This window comes from Acidilobus aceticus, assembly GCF_055392325.1.
This window is the reverse complement of the sequence record NZ_AP042407.1, coordinates 661528-678452: the sequence shown is the minus strand read 5'-3', so window position 1 is coordinate 678452 and position 16925 is coordinate 661528. Positions and strand designations below refer to the sequence as shown.

The following is a 16925-nucleotide window of genomic DNA, read 5'->3' as shown; positions in this document are numbered from 1 at the left end:
AATGGTGTTTTAATTATAACCTCTAGAAATTTTAACTCTAACAGGTTAAGTTTAAATTTAAGGCCTGCACACCACCCTTTGGTGGTTATCACGAGGCCTGCGCTGCTGGCGGTCGCGGTCATTATCATAGTTATTGTCATAGGGGCCTCGGTGGCCCTCGTGGTCAGCCATGGCAGCAGCTCGGTTAGCGTCGGGAGCATATCAGTTGGCGTCTCCTCCTTCGACGCCTACAGGGTTGACCCGTCGATATCAAACGTCCCCGTCAAGGTTAACTACGTGATTTACTCGCTCACGCCCTCGCTCTTCGACGCCCTGCTCAGGGGCGAGGTCGACATAGCCATACTGCCAGCTGACCTGGCCGGGCTGGCCCTGCTGCAGAGCAACAACACCTACGTGGTCGCCGTCGACTTCCCGCTATTCCAGGGAATAGTTGTGCCCGTGGGCTCGAACATAACTTCGCCGGCCCAGCTGGCAGGCAAGACAGTCGCCATACCCGTGGGCACGGGCACCTACTACCTCTTCGTGATAATGATGAAGGAGCTCTACAACCTAACCGTGTCGCCTAACCTGACGGGCCCCGACGTGGTCCACGTCATAAACGCCGCCCCGGGGAACGTCATAGACGCCGTGCTCACAGGCTCGGCCCAGGCGGGCGTCATATGGCAGCCCATGCTGGCCGAGGCGGTGGAGCTCTACCACATGAGGGTCATAGCCACCTACCAGGAGATGTGGCGCAACCTGACCGGGCAGGAGACGGCTCCTTTCCTCGTCTGGGTGGCCACGTCAAAGCTTGTCAGCAACAGGCACCTGCTGGTCAACGTGCTCACCCTGCACGCTGAGTCGGCCGAGGCCTGGGACCACAACGAGAGCCTGGCGGCCCTCGCCCTTGAGAAGCTCTACGGCGTGCCCGGCAACGTGTCCCAGCTGGTGTGGGCCTCCACCAACGACACCCCAACGTCTGTCTGCATAAACCAGCAGGAGTACCAGGAGCTGGTGTCCGAGTGGCAGTACCTGGTCAGGTCAGGCTTCTTCACAGCGATGCCCAACACCTCAAGGATATTAACGTGCAGCGACCTGGGGCTCAGCTGACATGACCGCCAGAAGGGCTGCCGGCTACCTGCTAGGCGTCGCCCTGGTGATAGCGGTCTGGCAGTTCTCCTCCGAGCTCTCTTCAGGCCTCATACCTGGCCCCGCGCCCGCCATCAGGTACCTTGCGGCCCACCCAGCCGAGGCCGCGTGGAGCACCGCGGTAACGCTTGTTGACGCCATAGGGGGGTATGCCGTGGCCTCCGCCATGGCAGTCGCCGGGGTGGCCGTCTACGAGCTCGGCGACCTTGGCGAGTCAACGGTTGAGACTATCAGGGAGATACTCCACAGCGTCACCCCAGTGGCCTGGAGCCTGGCCCTGCTCATACTGCTCGGCTTCTCAAGCAGGCTCGTGCCCATACTGGTCAGCGGCCTCTCGGCGTTCCCTCCCCTTGAGACCTCGCTTATAGAGGGCCTCAACGCCTCAAGGGCAAGGTTCGGGGACCTGGCGGCCGCCCTGGGGCTCAGGGGGCTCAGGAGGCTCGCCTACATAGACCTACCGGCCTCAGTCCCCTACTTCGCCTCGGGCTCCAGGTCAGCCCTGGGCGTGGCCCTCATAGTGTCTCCCGTGGCCGAGGCCTTCGGCACGGCCGGGGGCATAGGGTACGGGCTCTACCTCTTCTTCGAGCTCCACCAGTACGCCGCCTTCGAGGCCTGGTCCCTGCTGCTGGTGCTCGTCATGGTTATCATTGACCTGGGCGCCCTGAGGCCCATAGAGAGGTGGGCCATGAAGTGGATGGAGTGACAGCGCTGGTCAGGGACGTGTCAAAGGCCTTCGGTAGGGTCGCAGTCCTGCAGCGGGTCAGCCTTGAGGCCAGGGCGGGCGAGGTCCACGCCGTGGTCGGGCCAAACGGTGTCGGCAAGACCACGCTGCTCAGGATAATAGCTGGCATAATAAGGCCTGACGAGGGCCTCGTCAAGGTGGAGGGAAGGGTCTCGCTGGTTCCCCAGGGCGACTCACTCCTGCCGTGGAGGTCAGCGCTGAGAAACATAACGCTACCCCTGGAGGTCGCCGGCGTGCCCATGGAGAGGGCCAGGGAGGAGGCAGTTAAGATAGCTGAGAGGCTCGGCATAACCAGGTTCCTGGGCTCATACCCCAGGGAGCTCAGCGGCGGCACCAGGAGGAAGGTGGCTATAGCCAGGTCCCTGATCACAGACCCTGACGTGCTCCTCCTCGACGAGCCCTACACGGGCCTCGACCTGGAGGCCGTCAGGTCGCTCAACGACATAGTTAGGTCGCTGGCGCGCGAGGGGAAGACAATTATAATCGTGAGCCACCAGATCGAGGAGACGGCCCAGGTGGCCGACGTGGTCACTGCTATAGCTGGAAGGCCAGGCAGGGTGGTAGCCCACGAGGACCTGAGGAAGGTCCCGCCAAGCGGGAGGGCTGAGCTGATAAGGAAGGCCGCGGGGTGGTCATGATGGCCCTGAGGGACCTGAGGCAGTACCTGGACCTCCTCGAGTCCAGGGGGATGCTGAGGAGGGTTAAGGCCAGGGTCTCCCCCGTGCTTGAGATACCCGAGATCCTGAGGAGGCTCATGAGGTCAGGGGGGCCCGCGGTGCTCTTTGAGGACGTCGAGGGGAGCCCAGGGTGGAGGGTCGCGGGCAACATATTCTGCTGCGAGGACGCGGTGAAGCTAGGCCTCGGCGTCAGCAGCCTTGACGAGCTCGGGTCCAGGATGCCGTCCCCGGCTGACGTAATCAGGGGCAACGTGACCTCCCTGCTCAGGGCGGCCTCATATCTGCCGAGGCAGGGGAGGCCCGACTTCGAGGAGAGGCCGGACCTGAGGCTTACAGACCTCCCGGCCTTTAAGACGTGGCCCAAGGACGGGGGCAGGTACCTCACCTACGCGCTGCTCGTGCACAGGGAGTCCGGCGAGCTGGGAGAGTCGACCAACTTCGGCGTCTACAGGGTCATGATAGTAAATGAGAGGGAGGCCGTGGTCCACTGGCAGACCTACAAGAGGGGCTACGCCGAGGAGGCCAGGGCGAGGGAGAGGGGCGAGGGCAGGATGCCGGCGGCCCTAGTCATAGGCGCTGACCCAGGCACGCTGCTGGCCGGAGTGATGCCCGCGCCATACCCACTTGACAAGTACCTAGTGGCCGGCTCGCTGAGGGGGGAGGGCGTCGAGGTGCACCAGCTCCCCAACGGCATAAGGGTGCCCGCCCACGCCGAGGTCGTGCTTGAGGGCTACATAGACCTGGAGGACCTGAGGCCGGAGGGGCCCTTCGGGGACCACGTCGGGTTCTACGACAGGCCCGACAGGCAGTTCCCGACCTTCAAGCTTGAGAGGGCCTACGCGAGGCCCGACCCCATCTACTACGGCACGGTCGTGGGGAGGCCGCCCATGGAGGACTCCGTGATAGCCAAGGTGGTGGAGAGGACCTTCCTGCCCCTGATCAGGTACCTCTTCCCAGAGGTGGTTGACGTCTCGTTCCCGGCGGAGGGGTGGGTCCAGGGGCTGGCCGTAGTGTCAATAAGGAAGAGGTTCCCAGGCGAGGCCGCGAGGGTCGCCATGGGCCTCCTGGGCACCGGCCAGATGTCGCTCACAAAGATAATAATTGTGGTTGACAGCGACGTGAACCCGCACGACCTGGGGCAGGTAACCTGGGCGGTCTCAAGCTTCGTGGACCCCTCGAGGGACGTCATAGTAGTGCCCCAGGCCCCTGCCGACGAGCTCGACGTCTCCTACCTGCCGAGGAGGAGGGTGGGCAGCAAGCTGATAGTTGACGCCACCAGGAAGCTGAAGGACGAGACTGGAGGGGAGCCCCCGGAGGAGCTGGAGCCCGACAGGGACACCGTGGAGCTTGTGAACAGGAGGTGGGCCGAGTACGGCCTATAGCCTGAGGAAGTACTTTACCGCGACCAGGCCGTGGTCGCTCCTCAACAGCCTCACCAGGGCAGTGGTGGGCGGCGTGATAGCTATGAGCTACTTCTGCGGCTTCAGGCCAATGTCCATAGCGCTCACGGCAATGGTGGCCTTAGGGGTCGTCTCGTTCCAGGCGGCTGAGAACGTGCTGAACGATTATTTTGACACTGTCAGGGGCGTGGACTCCCCTGGGGCCCCGGGCGTAATGATGAGGCCGCACAGCTTTTACGGCCTTGGCATAGACCTGGGGAGGCTCAAGGCCTTCGGGGCATCGCTCTTCGCCTTCGGCTCCGCCCTCGTGGCCATCGCTACCCTGGCCTTCGACAGGCCGCTGCTGCCCCTCTTCCTGGCCGTGGGCGCCTTCCTGCTTTTCTGTTACAGCGGCCCGGTGGGGCTTAAGTACATGGGGCTGGGCGAGCTTGACGTCTTCGTGACAGCAGTCCTAATGATAGTGGGCGCCGCCTACACCGTATCCGGCGCGCTCTCCCTAAGGGAGGCCGTCCTCTCGCTGCCAATGGCCTTCATAACCTCCTCTGTGGTGCTGGCTGACAACATAAGGGACTACGAGTGGGACAAGGCCCATGGGGTGAGGACCCTGCCCGTCAGGGTAGGCAAGGCAGCTGCGTCCTGGCTTTACGCTGCCATGATGCTGACGTCCCTGCTGCTCCCGGCGGCCCTGCTCTGGCCCTGGGGGCTGCTCACCCTGGCAGTGGCCCCCGCCGCGGTGCCGGCCGTGCTGACGGTGTTAGGCGTCAGGAGCGAGCCCCTGTTGAAGGCCAACAGGTACAGGTTCTACGTCACCGTCCTCCTGGCCACGGCCTACTCCATTGCAATAGCCCTGTCGTCCCACCCCTGAAGCCTTTAAATTTTAGCGGGACCACCTGCTGAGCGGCGATGTAATTGGCAGTTACCTTCCCAAAGGACTTCCTGTTCGGCTGGTCCCAGGCGGGCTTCCAGTCCGAGATGGGGACCCCAGGCAGCGAGGACCCGAACAGCGACTGGTACGCCTGGGTCCACGACCGCGAGAACATAGCCGCCGGCCTCGTGAGCGGGGACTTCCCTGAGAACGGCCCCGGCTACTGGGGCAACTACAGGAAGTTCCACGACGCCGCCCAGGCGATGGGGCTTACAGCCGCCAGGATAGGGGTCGAGTGGAGCAGGATATTCCCAAGGCCTACCTTCGACGTCAAGGTGGACGCCGAGGTCAAGGGTGACGACGTGCTGTCAGTCTATGTAAGCGAGGGCGCGCTGGAGCAGCTGGACAAGATGGCCAATAGGGACGCCATTAACCACTACAGGGAGATGTTCAGCGACCTCAGGTCAAGGGGGATAACGTTCATACTGAACCTCTACCACTGGCCCTTGCCCCTCTGGCTCCACGACCCCATAGCGATAAGGAGAGGGAACCTCTCGGCACCCTCGGGCTGGCTTGACGTGAGGACCGTCATAGAGTTCGCCAAGTTCTCGGCCTACGTAGCCTGGAAGCTTGACGACCTGGTCTACATGTACTCAACCATGAATGAGCCAAACGTTGTCTGGGGGCTCGGCTACGCCGCCGTCAAGTCCGGCTTCCCGCCCGGCTACCTGTGCCTCGAGTGCGCGGGGAGGGCCATGAAGAACCTGGTGCAGGCCCACGCCAGGGCTTATGACGCGGTGAAGGCAATCACCAAGAAGCCCGTTGGGGTCATCTACGCCAACTCCGACTTCACGCCGCTCACCGACGCCGACAGGGAGGCCGCTGAGAGGGCTAAGTTTGACAACAGGTGGGCGTTCTTTGACGCCGTGGTAAGGGGGCAGCTCGGGGGCTCCACGAGGGATGACCTTAAAGGAAGGCTTGACTGGATAGGAGTTAACTACTACACTAGGCAGGTCGTGAGGGCAAGGGGAAGCGGCTATGAAATAGTGCCCGGCTACGGCCACGGCTGCGAGCCCAACGGCGTGAGCCCGGCCGGGAGGCCGTGCAGCGACTTCGGCTGGGAGTTCTACCCTGAGGGCCTCTATAATGTGCTGAAGGAGTACTGGGACCGGTACCACCTGCCGCTGCTCGTAACTGAGAACGGCATAGCTGACGAGGGCGACTACCAGAGGCCCTACTACCTCGTCTCCCACGTGTACCAGGTGCACAGGGCCCTGCAGGACGGCGTCAACGTGATTGGCTACCTGCACTGGTCCCTGGCGGACAACTACGAGTGGGCCTCGGGCTTCGGCAAGAGGTTCGGGCTCCTCATGGTTGACTACTCGACCAAGAGGCTCCACTGGAGGCCCTCGGCATTCATATACAGGGAGATAGCCAAAAGCAGGGCGATAACGGACGAGATAGAGCACCTGAACTCAGTGCCCCCGCTCAGGGGCCTGAGCCCGGGGCACAGGTGACGGGCCCCGGGCAGCAGCCCAGCGCCTGGTGATGCCGCCCACCACAGCCTTCACTTGCCCTCAAGCCTTCTGCCGTAAAGGTAGACCCCTGAGCCCGCCAGGGCTATAACGTTGGCTATGATACACGTGAGCGCCGTGCCGACCCTCAGCGACGCGGGGAAGAGGGAGGCCGCCACGACTGCCGAGAGCCCTCCCATTATTCTGCCCACCACGAACACCACGTTGGTCGCCGTGGCCCTGTACTCGGCCGGGTAAGTCTCGCCTGCCCACACTCCGGCGTAGCCGAAGTAGCCGGTGAAGAAGAACATGAGGGCCAGGGCCAGGGCCCCGAGGAGGCCGCGGTAGGCAGGTATGAGGAGCGCCGAGGAGGCGAGGCCCATGGCGGCGAACGCGGCCTGGACGGGCAGCCTCCCATACCTGTCTGACAGGTACCCCGCCAGCGTGAAGCTAGCCAGCCCCAGGAGCGAGAGGCCCATGAGCAGCCCCTGGCCCAGCCCCATGCTGGGCAGGAAGGATGGGGTCACCGAGAGCAGGGGCACGGAGAACATGAAGGCCCCGGCGACTATGGCAGTGAGGCCAACAGTTACGACTGCGAGCCCCCTGCCCATCCTGGCCATGCTTGAGGCCGGCCTGGCCCACCTCCTGGCGGTCTCAGGGACCAGCAGCGAGGCGGCGAGCGAGGCCACAAGGCTTACGGCGCCGACTGTGAGGAAGTAAGGCCTCCAGTACCTGACCAGGGCAAAAGTGACGACGTCAAGCAGGAATCCAACGAAGTAGAGGCCCTGCATGAACCCCCCGAAGACCCCCTTGGAGGACCTGAGGACCTCAACCACAACGGCGTAGGAGACCCCGTTCAGCGAGTTCACCCCAACGCCGACCAGGAACCACAGGGCGTAGAGCTCCCAGAGGGCCCTCATGAACGACGCCATCAGCACCGAGGCCCCGAAGAGGATGGACGATATCATTATGGCCGGCCTCCTCCCGAGCCTGTCAGCCACGTAGCCAATCATGACGCCCCCCGCTGCGCCTCCTATGAAGCTCAGCAGCACCGCGACGAGGACCAGGGACGGCGGCTCCGAGAGGTACTCCGAGAGCTGGCTGACCGCCAGCGAGATCGAGAAGACGGCGTAAGCCGAGAGCATGAAGGGCACTAGGACCCCGACAAGGGCTGACCTTGAGCTCAACCAGGAGCCCGCAGGGATGTGTGAGTTCCAGATATATTAGTTTACCTCATTATGTCGCGTCACCTGACGAGTATCACGGTGACCGGCGCGTGGGCCGCCACGGCCATTGCCACCGAGCCGACGTTTATGTCGCCATTTATGCTGGTCCCCCGGGCCCCCATTATTACAGCGTCGTATGAGCCCTCAGCTATGGCCTTCAGTATCTCGTTGGCGACGCTTGACGTGGAGGGGTCATAACTTACTGCCTTAAACGTTATCTCCGCCCTGCCCGAGGCCTTCTCCTCGACCTGCTTCCTCACGGACTCGACCCTTGAGGCGTCGGGGCACACAAAGAGGACTGTTATCCTGGAGCCGTACCTCATCGCAAAGTCTATGGCCAGGTCGAGGGCCTTCATGCTCGAGCCTGAGCCGTCGACAGGCACCAGGAGCTCCTTAAGCCAGAAGCTGACGGTGTAGCTCGGCTCGCCGCTTCCCTGCTCGCTCAAGCTCTCACCCCCTTAGCTGACTGCGACAGGGCCTCAAGGGCTGGCAGGCCCTCGCCGGAGAGGAAGGCCAGGAACGCCGCGGCCCCGGTGGAGACGTGGACCCTGGAGTTGCTGGTGCCAGGTTCAAGGCCGCTGAGGGCGGCCACGTGGCCCCCTCCGATTACCGTGTACCCCTTGCCCTCCATGGCGGCCCTGAGGACGGCCATTGTGCCCTCCCTGAACTGGGGGAGCTCGACGACGCCCATGGGTCCCCTTATCACTGTGAGGCCCGCGTCCTCAATCATTGACGAGTAGACCTCGACCGTGCCCCTGCCTATGTCCATTATCAGCCCGCTCACCCTGCCCAAGGGCTCCTCCCTCACCTCGCCGCCGGCCATCACCCTGTAGTCCATGGGCACCTCTATGGGGGCCCCGCTCATTAATATCCTCCTTGCCCTGGGGAGAAGCGCCAGGGCCCCCGACCTCTCGAGGGCCTCCATGCTCTGTATGCTCAGCATTACGCCCTTGGCCACGGCGAACAGCTCGCCCACCAGCCCTCCCGTGAGTATCCTGTCTGCCAGCCTGTTCCTCACCAGGTTCTCTATGACCTTGAGGGTGTCGGCCACCTTAGCGCCTCCCAGCACGAAGACCTTTGGCCCCAGGGACCTGTCGAGCACCTTTGCCAGCGCCCTGACCTCGCTCTCCATGAGCCTCCCCGCGGCTGACGGCAGCACCAGGGGGAAGCCCACCACACTGGGCTGGCTCCTGTGGGCCGTGGCGAAGGCGTCGTTAACGTAGTAGTTGAAGAGGGGCGAGAGGTACCTGACCAGGAACGTGTTGGCCTGCTGCCTCGGGGGCGACTCGACCAGCTCCTCAGAGGCGAACCTGACGTTCTCAAGCATGGCCACCTCCCCCTGCCCCAGCGACCTTATGGACTGCCTCGCGTAGGGGCCCATGACGTCCTCTATGAACTTCACCTCAACCCCCAGGTACCTCGAGAGGACCTTGGCGTGCTGCGAGAGGCTCACGAAGTCCCTCCCGCCCGGCCTGCCCTGGTGCGACATGAGGACGACGCTGTTACCGTCGTCTACGAGCTCCCTTATCGTCTGGAGGTGGGCCCTTATCCTTGAGTCGTCCATAAGCATGCCCGAGTCGTTAACCGGGGAGTTAAAGTCGACCCTGACCAGCACCTTGGAGTTCCTGGGCCTCAGGTCGTCAAGGGTAGGTATCAGCTGGTCGCCAAGCTGGATCAGCAGCGACACCCAGAGTTCCTTAAAAGGGAGGAAGTTAAAGGCCTGAGGTCGCCGCCCGTTTAAACTATGGCGCTGACATCATGGCCAGAGTCACGTACCTGAGCCACCTGTCCCTTGAGTCCTCCTTCCTGGAGTCCCCCTGGGACCTCCTGCTCATTTTATCACCAGTCTTACTAACCTATTCTGAACTTTTAATATGTTTGTTATAACTTATGAATACATATTATTAAACATTAATGAATACAGAAAGAAATCTAATAACCTCTATTAATGCCCTGCCCTGCGCCTGCTGCCTAAATAAAAGCCAATCAATATGCCTACTATGGCTGCGGCCGCAGCTAAGTAAATGGAGTTGGCCTCCTGACGCCCTGCAGACGTTGCCTTGACTGAGCTGGTGATGATAGATGTCATAATAGTTGTTGTGGTTGTGGTGCTAGTTAATGCCATAGGTGAAGCCGTCTGGGTCACTACCTTCGTTACAGTGGTTGTGGCCTCCAGCGGCACTAGGAACCCAAAGGAGTAGAGCCTGTACCACGCGGTTACGCTGACGTCCACAGGGGGCCACTTCAGCGAGGTGTACTCCATTCCTAGCTCGATGTCGTTGAGGTACATGTCGTTAAAGCTGTAGTTCCACAGCCTATCGTAGAGCTGGCCCGCGTCGCCGAGCAGCTGGGTCAGCGGAACCTCTATGGAGCCGCTGCTCACCGGAGGGCTGAGGACCATCGCTATGTATGTCCACGGTATGCTCCTGGCCACGTAGGCCTGCCACGTCGCGTTCACAGGAGTTCCATTTATGAAGGTCGGCACGTAGAATGTCGCGTTGGGAGCGGGGTAACCCATGGGGTTGAAGCCGGGGGTGTGGTAGAACCACACCATGACCTCTAGGTCCCCTGATGTGACTGAGGATGGCTCATAGCTCCTGGTGACCCAGATGTCGAAGGAGAAGTCGCCCCTGCCGTTAGTGAAGTTAAGGGTGTAGTTAAGGTAGGCCAGTATGGGGGGCAGGCGGCCCACCATTTGTGGCAGCTGCAGGTAGGGGGACTCCCCTGTGACTGTCTGCCCCCAGGGCTTGTAGCCGTACATGATCTCAGGGTAGCCCATGACGGTGTCATAAATGTCTGACGCGGTGGCACTGCTGACGTTTACGTAAGCTGAGACGTGCGTCCTGCAGGCCCTTACTGTGACATCCCCGCCTCCGCTTCTGGTGTTCCAGACGTCTGTCATAATCACAGCGCTTACCTCTGAAGGCAACGTGAGGTTGAGCTGAGCGTACGGGCCGCCAGGGGCCTGCGATACTGCTATGCATGGAACTGCCTGAAGCTGAGTTGCATTAGTCGCTGGCACCAGCTGTATGTTATCCCATCCACCTATCCCTTGGCCCCTTGCCACTGGCCCTGCTGAACACTGCGAACTTAGGAAGCCGACAAGAACTAAAGGCACGACTATCACGGCAAGAAAAACAAAAATGCGTTTAGGCAATTAGTTCACCCTTAGGAGCCCTTTCATCTTCTCCTAAGGGCCAGAACGGCCGCCACTATCACAATTATTATTACTACTACAGCGATGCCTATGTAGAGCCCTGTGTATGAAGGCTTCTTGCTGGGCACGGGCGTTGAAGTAGTTGTAGGTGTTGTGGTTGTTGACGTAGTAGATGTAGTTGATGTAGTACTGGTGGTTGTGGTTGTTGAGGTGGTGGTCGTGGTGGTAGACGTGGTTGTCGTTGTGGTAGGTGTTGTGGTTGTTGAGGTGGTGGTCGTAATTGTGACCCCCTTGGGGTACAGGTGCACTAACACGTAGGCGTTGCCTGGGTTGTCCCATGGGGCTGGCGGGAAGAGGTAGCCCGTGGTCTCGTTGGGCCATCCCTGCCAGTACGTGGTTGAGTACTCGTACCATATACCGTTAGTTAACAGCGGTATGACGGGCGTGTAGTTTAACAGTATGGTTAGCAGGTTGTCGTAGAGCGGCATGAGGGCGCTCATGTTGTCTGGGTTTATTGTGTATATCTCCCTCATGTCGTTGTAGGCCTGCCACGCGGCCGTGTTGTTGAACCTCTCCATGTCAGCCCACGCCCAGCTGCCGACTGGCGCTGTGCCCGTGGTCCAGAGGAAGTACTCAAACCAGGTGTTGGGTATTACGCCCGACCATGACCACATCAGTGACATCGAGTACTCGCCCTCCGCCACATCGCTGTACCACTGGCTGTATGATGGGAACACCGTTGAGGCGTCAATCCCTATCTTAGACAGGTTCTGGGCTATGAGCTGGGCGTCCGTCATCCAGTCGGTCCAGCCGTAGGGCACTATTATTGTGGCGTTAACAACCCATCCCTGCGGCGTCACCCAGTAGCCCTGCGAGTTCATGTGCCAGCCGTACTCCTTAGCCACCTCGTCCATGAGGAGCTTGGCCTCGGTTAAGTTGAAGGTCCAGCCGTACTTCTGTACTATGCTCATGTTTATGTACCTGCCCCACGCCTTGCTGTAGATGTTGTATGGCGCGAAGAAGCCGAATCCGTTGCTTATGTTAGCTGGCTCCTCCTGCCCGTTCTCCCCTACCTGGGCCAGCTGCTCAGTGTTTATGGCATATGCTATTGCCCTCCTCACGAGGGTTATGTTGTACGGCGGGTACATCTCATTTATGAGGAGCGTCACCCACGGGCCCTCCTGCAGGTTCCATGGAGCGTGGCTCAGGTAGGTGTATATACCGTTGGTCCTGAGCTGCCACACGTTGGTCAGGAAGTAGCCGCCCCACGTCATCTCCCCGCTCTCAAACATTGATATGGCCTGTGGATTTGAGGTTATCACTACGTCCGCCAGGTATGTTGGAGCGTATGCGCCGTTGTCAGGCACGTTCCATATGTTCCAGCCCCACCAGCCGCTCCACTTCTTGAAGACTACCTCGCTTGGGGTGTAGGCGTATATCTCATATGGGCCGTCGCCTATCACCTGTGACGTGTTGGGGTTCCAAGTTATTGGGCTCCACTTAGAGGCGTTGGCGAAGAAGTCGCTGAGGCTCGGGTAGAACTCGTGAAGCGGGAGCACCGGGTACGACGGGCTTGTAAGTATCGCAAGTATGTTGCCCCACGGCGGCGACGAGGGCGAGCTGTTGAATATGAACTCGACCTCCTTATTGTTAACTGGCGTGACGTTCAGCAGCGCCCCAGGCCCTGGGGACCACAGCCAGCCCCATGCAAGCGAGGGGTAGTACTTGCCTAGGTAGTACGTGAAGGCAACGTCGTCCGCCGTCACAGGCTGGCCGTCCTGCCAGGTGGCGTTAGGCCATATCCACACGAGAAGCGCGGCCCTCTCCACAGTGCCCGTGGCGTTAGGCCCATAGACCATGGAGGCGGGCACCGTAACTGACGTTACCGTGAAGTTCTCGCCTAGGGCCGGGTAGTACTGCAGCGTCACGGGGGACCAGAGGAACAGCGGCAAGTACACTATGCCCAGCTCCAGCGCGTCTATCACGTTTGCCGTGGAGAACGGGTTGAGCGTGGTTATTGGGCTCCAGCTTACGCCGCCCGCGTACACCGTCTGATCCGGAGGCAGCGAAATCAGCGAGGTCGTAGTCTGGGCCCTGACAGGGCTAAAGTTTACAGCTGGGGCGAGGTACCCTGCCATGGCTATTATGAAGACCGCTATAACTGCTATGCCAAGAAATCCTAAAGACCTGCCTTTCACTCTCTCACTCATGTAGGTATAGAACATTGTGCACAGATTTAAGTGCATGTTTAACTTTGTTAAAGGTATACTTAAAACCACGCAGTCAGTTACACCTAATATACGAGGCGTGAAGATGTTTAGGCTTTCGCCGTTCGTAAAGCACGTACTGTATAAGGGATTGTATTACCTGCTTACGTGGTTCGTGGCGGTGACGGTGGCGTGGATCGTCCCTCGCCTCCTGCCCTACAACGCCGTTGAGATCACGGTCTCGCAGATGGTCAGGTCGCTGACCCAGGGCTCCTCCATGATATCGCCACAGGAGTATAAGGAGATGGTCAACTACATAGAGGGGCTCTTCGGCGCCAACGAGCCGCTGTGGCTGCAGTACGTCCACTTCTGGGAGGACCTGCTCCACGGGAACCTCGGGCCCTCGATAGCGTTCTTCCCGGCCACTGTCAACAAGGTTATAGCTGAGGCGCTGCCCTATGACCTTATATTAATAATACCTTCCACGGTGGTGGCCTGGGTCATTGGCAACATACTGGGGGCCCAGATAGGCTACAGGAAGACGGGCACCATAACTGACAAGGCCTCGATGATAGCCTTTGTGGCTATAAATAACATACCGTTCTTCGTGCTTGGCCTCCTGCTCATACTTGTGTTTGCGGTGGACCTCCACTGGCTCCCTGCCACTGGGTACACGTTTTCAGCGATACCCAGGCTCACCTGGTCCTACCTTCCGATATTCTTCAGGCACTGGATACTGCCTTTCGCCTCTGTAACCATAGTCTCGCTAGGCGGCTGGGTCCTCGGCATGAGGCAGCTCATAATTAACGAGAAGGGAAGCGACTACATGAACTACGGCGAGGCCCTGGGGATCCGCCCCTCGATACTGTCGAGGTACGCCATGAAGAACGCCTTCCTGCCTCAGATAACTGGCCTGGCGCTCAGCCTCGGAACCGTGGTGGGCGGCTCCTACGTGCTCGAGTTCATATTTGGCTACCCTGGCATGGGCTACATAATGGGCATAGCTGCCACAGACAACGACTACCTCACAGTGGCCGGGGTCTTCGTCGTTATAGCGACCGTGGTGCTGCTAGCTAACTACATTGTTGACATACTCTACAGCGTGCTTGACCCCAGGGTCAGGGTGGCCGAGGTAGGGGAGTGATGATGCCTTGAGCAGGAGAATCCCAAGGCCTAAGGTTGAGGTCCAGAGCATCAGGAACTCCCTGCTCTGGTCCCTCCTGAGGGAGAGGTTCTTCCTGGGGGGTGTGATAGTTCTCCTTATAGTAGTAGTCCCCGCCCTCCTGGCCGGCATGATAGCCCCCTACAAGGACTACCTGGCCCCTGTGGGGCCACTGAACAGCCCCCCGTCGGCTAAGTACTTGTTAGGCACTACGGGCTTCGGGCAGGACGTCTTCTCCCAGCTCCTCTTCGGCACGCAGCACACGCTGTTCGTCGCTACAGTGGCGGCCGTCCTGGCCACTCTCATAGGCCTGGCCATAGGCATCATAGCCGGCTTCATGGGGGGCATACCTGACGCCGTGCTCAACTTCCTTACCAACACGTTCCTAGTCATACCCACCTTTACCATACTCCTGCTGATAGCCTCCATAGTTCACCATCCAGGCCTTCAGCTCGAGGCCGTAATAATAGGCGCGTTCTCGTGGCCCTGGGGGGCGAGGGCCTACAGGAGCTTTGCCCTGAACATGAGGAGCAGGGACTACGTCACCGTCGCCAGGCTCAACGGCATGGGCGGGCTGTCCATAGCCCTCACGGAGATAATGCCTCAGATGCTCCCCTACATAGCTATAATGCTCGTGATGACGCTCAACGGGGCGCTCATGGCAGACGTGGGGCTCGACGCCATAGGGCTTGGCCCCGGGAACACCATAACCCTTGGCCTCATGATAGGCTACGCCTGGGGCTGGGGGGCCCTAGTTTACAATTGGTGGTGGTGGTGGATGCCGCCAGTGGTAGTAATAATTCTCGTGGCAACCTCGCTCACAGCCATAGCAATAGGCATGGACAGGGTGTTTAACCCAAGGCTGAGGGGTGCATGAGGGTTGAAGCTGCTCGAGGTAAGGGACCTCAAGGCGTACTACTTCACGTCGGCCGGCGAGGTCAAGGCCGTGGACGGCGTCTCCTTTGACTTGGAGCAGGGGCAGGTCCTGGGAGTCGTGGGCGAGAGCGGCAGCGGGAAGAGCACGCTTGGCAGCGTCCTGTCAAACACCATGAGGCCCCCGCTTAAGGTGGTCTCGGGCGAGGTCCTGTTCAAGGGCGTGAACATCTTTAAGATGCACCCCGAGGAGCTTAGGAAGGTGAGGGCCGCAGGCATATCCATAATTCCCCAGTACGCCATGAACGCCCTGAACCCGACAAGCAAGATAAGGGATATAGTGAGGGACCTGCTGATATCCCATGAAGTTCCACCTGACGAGTTCGCGTACAGGGTGAAGCTGGCGAGGGAGAGGGCCCTGAAGCTCGGCCTTCCCCCGTGGGTCTTTGACAGGTACGCCATAGAGCTCAGCGGCGGCATGAGGCAGAGGGTGACTATCCTAATAAGCACCCTCCTGGACCCTGAGGTCCTTATAGCGGATGAGCCGACCAGCGCGCTTGACGTGGTGGTGCAGAGGCTGGTAATACAGTACCTGCAGGACCTGGTCAGCGAGGGCTCCATAAAGTCCATGGTGTTCATAACTCACGACATAGCCCTGGTGAATGAGATATCGACAGACATAGCGGTCATGTACGCCGGCCAGATAGTGGAGATGGGCCCTGCGGAGGACGTTATGACAAACCCCAGGCACCCCTACACCAAGGTCCTCATATCAAACATACCCGAGCCGGGGGTCAGGATAGCTAAGAAGCGCGTCGAGGGGCTCAGGGGGGAGCCGCCATCCCTGATATCGCCTCCCAGCGGCTGCAGGTTCCACCCCAGGTGCCCGATGGCAAAGGACATATGCTCCCGCCAGGCCCCGCCCACAGTTCACTTAGACGGAGGAAGGAGGGCTGTGACGTGCTGGCTCTACGCCGGAGGAGGTGAGGCTCAGTGAACGGCGAGGAGCTTTACGAGGTTAAGGGCCTCACCAAGGTCTTCAGCACGGGCTTCTTCAGGACAACGAGGATCTACGCGCTTAACAACGTATCATTCAACGTGAGGGAGGGCGAGGTGCTCTCAATCGTGGGCGAGAGCGGCAGCGGGAAGAGCACGCTGCTCAAGATACTGATGAAGGTTGAGAGGCCCACCTCAGGCACCATACTGTACCGCGGCAGGCCGCTGGAGAGGTGGGACAGCAGGGAGTACTGGAAGGAGGTTCAGGCCGTGCTTCAGGACCCCTACTCCTCCTTCAACCCGTTCTACAGGGTTGAGAGGCCCCTCTACATGGCTGCAAAGACTTACATGCCCTCGGCATCCGAGGCCGAGAGGATGAAAGCCATAAGGGAGTCCCTGGAGTTCGTTGGCCTGGACCCCGACGAGACCCTGGGCAAGTACCCGCACCAGCTGAGCGGCGGACAGCTGCAGAGGATAATGATAGCCAGGGCCCTCCTGATAAAGCCCAGGGTGCTCCTGGCCGACGAGATAGTCTCAATGATAGACGCCTCACTAAGGGCCAACGTGCTCAACCTGCTCTACAAGCTCAAGACAGAGGCCGGGGTGTCCGTGCTCTTCGTGACCCACGACCTTGGCCTGGCGTCTTACATAGCAGACAGGATATTGGTGCTCTACAAGGGCGAGATCATGGAGTATGGCGACGTCGACAGCGTCTACAGCAGGCCTGCCCACCCCTACACCCAGCTGCTTATGAAGTCCATACCCCGCGTTACCTCCAAGTGGAGGGACCGCATAACCACGACAACCATAGAGTTCAAGACCGGCTACATAAAGGGCTGCGTCTTCGCCGACAGGTGTCCAATCGCAAGGGATTACTGCAGGTCCAACAAGCCCACGCTGAAGGAGGTTGAGCCGGGCCACTGGGCCTCATGCCATTACGCGCTGGAGGCCCTGAAGTCGGCCCACTGAGGGGTCCGA

Annotated in this window: 15 protein-coding genes; 10 read left to right on the top strand and 5 right to left on the bottom strand. The window is 60.3% G+C overall.

The features are described from left to right. Positions 1 to 81: 81 nt before the first annotated feature. From ACZ5OO_RS03615 to bgaS, 6 genes are all read left to right on the top strand, one after another. Positions 82 to 1089, top strand: coding sequence for an ABC transporter substrate-binding protein (locus ACZ5OO_RS03615; RefSeq protein WP_464078494.1), 1008 nt, complete (start codon positions 82 to 84; stop codon positions 1087 to 1089). A gap of 1 nt (position 1090) precedes the next feature. Beyond that, positions 1091 to 1831 (top strand): ABC transporter permease, encoded by a 741-nt coding sequence (locus ACZ5OO_RS03610; protein ID WP_464078493.1) that lies wholly within the window; start codon positions 1091 to 1093, stop codon positions 1829 to 1831. After that, entirely contained in the window at positions 1819 to 2508 is a 690-nt protein-coding gene (locus tag ACZ5OO_RS03605) for an ABC transporter ATP-binding protein (RefSeq protein WP_464078492.1), read from the top strand. Before ACZ5OO_RS03610 ends, ACZ5OO_RS03605 begins: the two co-directional genes overlap by 13 nt. Continuing rightward, complete coding sequence (locus ACZ5OO_RS03600; protein ID WP_464078491.1) at positions 2505 to 3929, top strand: UbiD family decarboxylase; 1425 nt, start codon at positions 2505 to 2507, stop codon at positions 3927 to 3929. Before ACZ5OO_RS03605 ends, ACZ5OO_RS03600 begins: the two co-directional genes overlap by 4 nt. Before the next feature lie 82 nt (positions 3930 to 4011). Then, the gene (locus ACZ5OO_RS03595; RefSeq protein ID WP_464078551.1) at positions 4012 to 4812 is read left to right on the top strand and encodes a prenyltransferase; all 801 of its coding nucleotides are present in this window, start codon (positions 4012 to 4014) and stop codon (positions 4810 to 4812) included. A 107-nt stretch (positions 4813 to 4919) separates the two neighbouring features. Further along, the gene (bgaS, locus tag ACZ5OO_RS03590; protein ID WP_464078550.1) at positions 4920 to 6329 is read left to right on the top strand and encodes a beta-galactosidase BgaS; all 1410 of its coding nucleotides are present in this window, start codon (positions 4920 to 4922) and stop codon (positions 6327 to 6329) included. A gap of 50 nt (positions 6330 to 6379) precedes the next feature. Here the strand turns inward: bgaS and ACZ5OO_RS03585 are convergent, their stop codons facing one another. From ACZ5OO_RS03585 to ACZ5OO_RS03565, 5 genes are all read right to left on the bottom strand, one after another. Then, positions 6380 to 7513, bottom strand: coding sequence for an MFS transporter (locus tag ACZ5OO_RS03585; protein ID WP_148217209.1), 1134 nt, complete (start codon positions 7511 to 7513; stop codon positions 6380 to 6382). Positions 7514 to 7572: 59 nt separating this feature from the next. Further along, the gene (locus ACZ5OO_RS03580; protein ID WP_013267305.1) at positions 7573 to 7998 is read right to left on the bottom strand and encodes a universal stress protein; all 426 of its coding nucleotides are present in this window, start codon (positions 7996 to 7998) and stop codon (positions 7573 to 7575) included. Then, on the bottom strand, positions 7995 to 9239 hold the full coding sequence (locus tag ACZ5OO_RS03575; protein ID WP_464078490.1) for a phosphoglycerate kinase: 1245 nt from the start codon (positions 9237 to 9239) through the stop codon (positions 7995 to 7997). Before ACZ5OO_RS03575 ends, ACZ5OO_RS03580 begins: the two co-directional genes overlap by 4 nt. A gap of 258 nt (positions 9240 to 9497) precedes the next feature. Next, positions 9498 to 10619 (bottom strand): GH12 family glycosyl hydrolase domain-containing protein, encoded by a 1122-nt coding sequence (locus tag ACZ5OO_RS03570; RefSeq protein WP_013267303.1) that lies wholly within the window; start codon positions 10617 to 10619, stop codon positions 9498 to 9500. Positions 10620 to 10732: 113 nt separating this feature from the next. Further along, positions 10733 to 12919, bottom strand: coding sequence for an ABC transporter substrate-binding protein (locus ACZ5OO_RS03565; protein WP_464078489.1), 2187 nt, complete (start codon positions 12917 to 12919; stop codon positions 10733 to 10735). Between the two features lie 148 nt (positions 12920 to 13067). Here ACZ5OO_RS03565 and ACZ5OO_RS03560 point away from each other — a divergent pair, with 148 nt between their 5' ends. From ACZ5OO_RS03560 to ACZ5OO_RS03545, 4 genes are read left to right on the top strand one after another with little or no spacing between them, the layout of a single operon-like run. After that, the gene (locus ACZ5OO_RS03560; protein WP_013267301.1) at positions 13068 to 14060 is read left to right on the top strand and encodes an ABC transporter permease; all 993 of its coding nucleotides are present in this window, start codon (positions 13068 to 13070) and stop codon (positions 14058 to 14060) included. A gap of 7 nt (positions 14061 to 14067) precedes the next feature. Further along, a complete protein-coding gene (locus ACZ5OO_RS03555) occupies positions 14068 to 14955 on the top strand; it encodes an ABC transporter permease (protein WP_464078488.1) in 888 nt (295 codons plus the stop codon). A 3-nt stretch (positions 14956 to 14958) separates the two neighbouring features. Beyond that, positions 14959 to 15948, top strand: a complete 990-nt coding sequence (locus ACZ5OO_RS03550; RefSeq protein WP_013267299.1) for an ABC transporter ATP-binding protein — start codon at positions 14959 to 14961, stop codon at positions 15946 to 15948. Next, the gene (locus ACZ5OO_RS03545) at positions 15945 to 16916 is read left to right on the top strand and encodes an ABC transporter ATP-binding protein (protein WP_464078487.1); all 972 of its coding nucleotides are present in this window, start codon (positions 15945 to 15947) and stop codon (positions 16914 to 16916) included. The genes ACZ5OO_RS03550 and ACZ5OO_RS03545 overlap by 4 nt, the downstream gene beginning before the upstream one ends. Positions 16917 to 16925: the final 9 nt, after the last annotated feature.